We start from the raw sequence: 4,685 nt of genomic DNA on the forward strand, positions 1-4,685 counted from the left end.
AAATAAAAAGGAGATATTTTAGGGTTAACCGTGAATGTGGAATGCACAATAATTCGGTGAGGCAGAGGAAAAGGAAAAGACAGCGAATCAAAGCTTTTGTCTAACCCTGCGTTGCAGTTGACGGCGGAGGACTGTGCCGTGGTCAGAGTTTTGTGGTCTCTTAAAGTTTTATCTTGCTATCAAACTTTTGTAGTAATTCTCCCCGCCGCACCTGAACTTTATTGTTAGACATAAAAAGGAAAATAATCATGAGTGAGATTACCTGGCAGGAAGCCATTGTGAAAGTGCTCATGGAAGCAGGTGGTGCACTTCATTATCAAGACATTACAGAACGTATCCTATCTAAAAAGATTAAAAAATCGGTTGGGGCAACTCCACATTCTACGGTAGCTGCAAAAATTACTTCCTCAATTAAACATGATGGTATTCAATCCCCTTTTGTCAAAGTTGCAAAGGGCACATTCGCATTGCGGGAGCAAATTCAATCAACATCAGAAGAACAAAAAAATGATCAATTTGATGAAGTCCAGTATGAGGTTATCTCTTCTTTTGGAATGTTCTGGCGACGCGATTCGATTGAATGGAACGCGACACCCAAAATACTTGGCTTTCAGCAAATCGAAGCAAAGCCAGTGAACTTCTATGAGCAATTGGGAATTTATCTCCTTTACGATAACAGAGAGGTCATTTATGTAGGTCGTGCAACAGAGCGTCCATTAGGGAAGCGTCTTTATGAACATACAATAGATCGCTTATCGACGCGGTGGGATAGATTTTCATGGTTTGGTTTCCTCCCTGTTTCTGAGGAAGGAGTACTAAAACCTATGGCAGAATCATATCAAGCGATAAAGATAATCCCGGCACTTGAGGCGATTTTAGTTGAAGCACTGGAACCCAGACAAAACAGGAAACGTGGCGATGACCTTTCCGCAGTTGAATATTTCCAGAAGGATGACCCTGAAATACAAAAGAAAAAAATGAAGCAGATGTTAGATAAATTGTGATGCCGAATTAGGAAGTCTATGTAATGGATAAAATTGGTCCTTTGTTTGAAGAAAAGCAAAATTATCTGGAAAAGATTAATAGTTACTTTTGTAACAATAGAATGGGGTATATTAAAGTACCAACCGGCTGGGGAAAAACATTCTTAGCCAAACATCTCATGAAACAATATGTTGAGAACAAAAAAAGGGTCTTGTTTTTGGTATCCAGGAACAACCAACTGTTGACGCAAACATTCTATGGTGATGATGGATATCCCTTATTCCCTGAGAGTGTAGTTCTATCCTCTGAGCACGACAAAGTGGGCATAGACAAATTACAAAACCTAATTAAGAGAGGTGCCGGAGGTATCATTTTTGCTTCTCTTCAGACAATCATTAGCAAAAACAATGGGGAAATAAAAGATATCTTAAGCCAAAACAGTGACTTACTAATTATAGATGAACTGCATAATTTTATAGATAATCGGGGTAATACTTTCATAACCGAGTTCGACAACAGAAATACCAAGATTTTTGGAATGACAGCAACACCTTTTCAAGGGGTTGTTGGCAATGTTAAATTTGTTGAAGATATTTCTATAGATATGCAGGAAATCTTTAGTAAAACCCTGCCCCAGTGTATAATGGAAGGGCAGTTGTGTGAATTAAATTATAGAATTATCCGCAGTGATGAGGATATTCTGAATCTGTTCGATTTTAAAGAAGGACTTTCGACACTGGACAAAGAGGATTTGTTTTTGGATTGTAGCACACTCGATAATATCCAGTTAGTTGCTCAAAGGACATATTTAGCCAAAAGGATATACGACGACAAAATCGAAAACAAACAGAGAAAGACTTTGATATTTTGTGCTCCAGTTCGCAATATCATCCACAGTTTTGGAGAAAATGAAAAGAAAATCAATGCGTTTCACGCTAAGTTGTCTGCGGCTATATTCAATAATGAATTAAAGGAAGGTAAATTTGACCCTACCATTTCTTTTAGTAATTATACAAGCGATGGACAATTTAAGGAAGCGGTATATCTTTCTTCCGACCTACCGAAAAAAGAGCCGGACAAAATCCTCCAGGCATTTAAAATTATTGGTCAACCACCTTTTGTCTTATGCACTGTAGGGATGCTAATTGAAGGCTTTGATTTTCCAGAATTAGAAAACTTAATATTATTGAGACCAACACTGAGTATGAGGTTGTTTGAACAGCAGGTAGGAAGAATAACCAGAAAATCGCCTAACAAAACTCGAGGGAATATCTTTGAAATTGTAGATAACATTGATTCTCTATACGATAAATTTGGAGAAAATGTATTTGAAGAGAAAAAACTGCAACGGCTTCAAATGTTGCAACCAGAATATCGAATTGAGGAATTATTTACTGAAGACTTTACAACCGAAGCTATACACACAGGGAAAATTGATATTTCTGAAATTAGTTTCATCAGAGGGATTGTCAACGAATTCCATGAGAATTCAGTTCAGATTCCTCCCCTTTCCTTAAGGGCAAAATATTTTTGTAAGGGATTAGCAATACTTGAACAAAAAACAGTGGGCTCACGCAAAGGTGAACTCAGGCATCCATATCTGAATCTTATGCGAATGGCTATACAATTTAAGGTTCATAATAATGATGAGGCAAGTGAGATATCAAAACTTATCGAATTGCTTGATAAATTGGAACAAGAATCTCAAGACGACCCTCGACTCAGTAATAACTGCAAGAAAAACAAACCCAAAGTCTTTAATGAAGTTAAATGGTTGTTAAAATTAACAGCCCTGACTTCCCTGAAATATACCAACATAGATTTAGAAGAGAAGAATAATATTCTGAATACGCTTCTCGGTTTTGAGGGAGATTATAACGAAATAGATAATTATAGGGTAGAATGTTTAAAAAATGGCGGTGGCAGAGTAAGTATAAGTCAATTATCAAAAGGACTTAGAAACATGAACGAATTGGTAAGACTTTTCAGGGAAGCAAAGGATTGGTTTAGAATAGATGTTTATTGGGCATCTTGTTTTATTGAGGACGATTCTGAACTTAAGGAATTATTTCAATCTAGAGAATGGAATTATAAGGTAAGGGAATTCATTATTAAGCAAAGATAATCACAGATTTGGGGAATAGGAGCAAACCGTAAAAGTAGAAAGCAGAATTTATTCGACAAAAGAGAAGTAGTATGGTATACTATAAATGTGGAGATTATGTCTAACACAGTGATGCACATGATCCGCTTCCCTTGCAGGTGAATTTATCGTGGGGCAGTGATATGTAGCGTTTGACCCGCCAAGAAAGAATGGAGGTTTATAACTTATGAGTCTCAAAGAAATAGAAATTGCCATTACTCAACTACAAGCCGTAGACTTGATTAAACTAACAGCATGGTTTGAGAATTACCACTCGCAGATGTGGGACAAGCAAATTGAGGAAGACTTAGAAGCAGGACATCTAGACGCACTGATTGCTGAAGTTGACAAAGAATATGAGATAGGATTATGTCAGCCACTATAAAAAAACACATGTCCTTGCCTCGGTTCTGGCGGCATTACCGACAACTACCAGAAGAGGTGCAAGAATTAGCAGATAAGAACTTTGAACTCCTAAAAATCGATCCTCATCATCCATCGTTGCACTTCAAAAAGATCGGTAAGACAAGACATTTATGGTCAGTGCGAGTTGGGGCACATTATCGAGCGCTGGGCAGAGAAAAACCAGAGGGTATTGTATGGTTCTGGATTGGCACGCATGATGAGTATGTTAATCTATTAGGGTAATTAATTAGAGGGGGTTAGGGTCAGACCGTGAATGTGGAATGCACAATAATTCGGTAAGCCAGAAGAAAAGAAAAATACGGCAAAGTGGAACTTTTGCTAACCAGTCGTTGCAGTGGACGGCGGGGGACTGTGTCGTGATTGAAAGTTTTGTAGTATCTCAAGGGGTAATCATGTTTACAAAGTTTAGTGGTAATTCTCCCCGCTGCAGGTGAGCTCAGTCGTTAGCTTTAAAGAAGAAAAAAGGATGAACAGATAACAAGAAAAGAAAAGTTTTATAAAGTTATTGAAAGTAACAGAGAATATTTGAAGGCACCTGGAGTTATATCTATTGGTATTTTTGGGTCTGTTGAGAGAGAGAAAGATTCAGAACTCAGCGATTATGATATTCTGGTAGAGTTTAGAAAGGGAAAAAAATCTTTTAAGACTTTTACATCTCTATGCGATTTTGTCGAAAATTGTTTAGGAGAAAACTATGAACTTATTACGAAGGAAAGTCTAAGTCCTTATATTGGACCCCATATATTAAAGGAAATAGAAAATGTCAAATTTGCCCCTTGAATATTTAAAACATATAGTCGAAGAAACAGAATTTATTATAACTGGAGTTTCGTGAATTTTCTATGATTCTCCTGAAAATAAGGAAGTAGAGAGTAGAAAGTAGAAAGTAAAGAAAACATCACTCCTCACGCCTATCTCCTACCACTATTTTCATCGTCATTTGTGAGTCGCAGACTCATGAGCGTTTCTCCTTTAATCTTTGCGTTCTTTGCGATTAAAAAAGGAGTAACCGTTCAGGCTATATATCAAAAGTGTAAGAAAGGGGATAAGGAGATAAGGGCGATATGGAGATAAGATAATAGAAATAGATTGAAATTTATAGAAATAGGTAGAAATTGATTGTGGGAAACAA

Annotated in this window: 5 protein-coding genes; all 5 read left to right on the plus strand. The window is 37.1% G+C overall.

Translation table 11 applies throughout. From position 1 onward, the window contains the following. Window positions 1-248 precede the first annotated feature (248 nt). The 5 genes from AB1422_17060 to AB1422_17080 all read left to right on the plus strand — a co-directional run bounded on the left by AB1422_17060 (window position 249) and on the right by AB1422_17080 (window position 4,333). On the plus strand, window positions 249-1,004 hold the full coding sequence (locus tag AB1422_17060) for an HTH domain-containing protein (protein ID MEW6621013.1): 756 nt from the start codon (window positions 249-251) through the stop codon (window positions 1,002-1,004). A gap of 23 nt (window positions 1,005-1,027) precedes the next feature. Next, complete coding sequence (locus AB1422_17065) at window positions 1,028-3,109, plus strand: DEAD/DEAH box helicase (GenBank protein ID MEW6621014.1); 2,082 nt, start codon at window positions 1,028-1,030, stop codon at window positions 3,107-3,109. A gap of 205 nt (window positions 3,110-3,314) precedes the next feature. Then, on the plus strand, window positions 3,315-3,512 hold the full coding sequence (locus tag AB1422_17070; GenBank protein ID MEW6621015.1) for a hypothetical protein: 198 nt from the start codon (window positions 3,315-3,317) through the stop codon (window positions 3,510-3,512). Beyond that, entirely contained in the window at window positions 3,497-3,775 is a 279-nt protein-coding gene (locus AB1422_17075) for a hypothetical protein (GenBank protein MEW6621016.1), read from the plus strand. The genes AB1422_17070 and AB1422_17075 overlap by 16 nt, the downstream gene beginning before the upstream one ends. A 282-nt stretch (window positions 3,776-4,057) precedes the next feature. Continuing rightward, window positions 4,058-4,333, plus strand: coding sequence for a nucleotidyltransferase domain-containing protein (locus tag AB1422_17080; GenBank protein ID MEW6621017.1), 276 nt, complete (start codon window positions 4,058-4,060; stop codon window positions 4,331-4,333). The last annotated feature ends 352 nt before the right edge of the window (window positions 4,334-4,685 follow it).

Source organism: bacterium (assembly GCA_040757115.1).
GTDB lineage: Bacteria > UBA9089 > CG2-30-40-21 > CG2-30-40-21 > SBAY01 > JBFLXS01.

Coding starts and splice junctions, on each gene's coding strand:
- AB1422_17060 (MEW6621013.1), top strand. CDS start 249: ATGAGTGAGATTACCTGGCAGGAAGCCATTGTGAAAGTGCTCATGGAA.
- AB1422_17065 (MEW6621014.1), top strand. CDS start 1,028: ATGGATAAAATTGGTCCTTTGTTTGAAGAAAAGCAAAATTATCTGGAA.
- AB1422_17070 (MEW6621015.1), top strand. CDS start 3,315: ATGAGTCTCAAAGAAATAGAAATTGCCATTACTCAACTACAAGCCGTA.
- AB1422_17075 (MEW6621016.1), top strand. CDS start 3,497: ATGTCAGCCACTATAAAAAAACACATGTCCTTGCCTCGGTTCTGGCGG.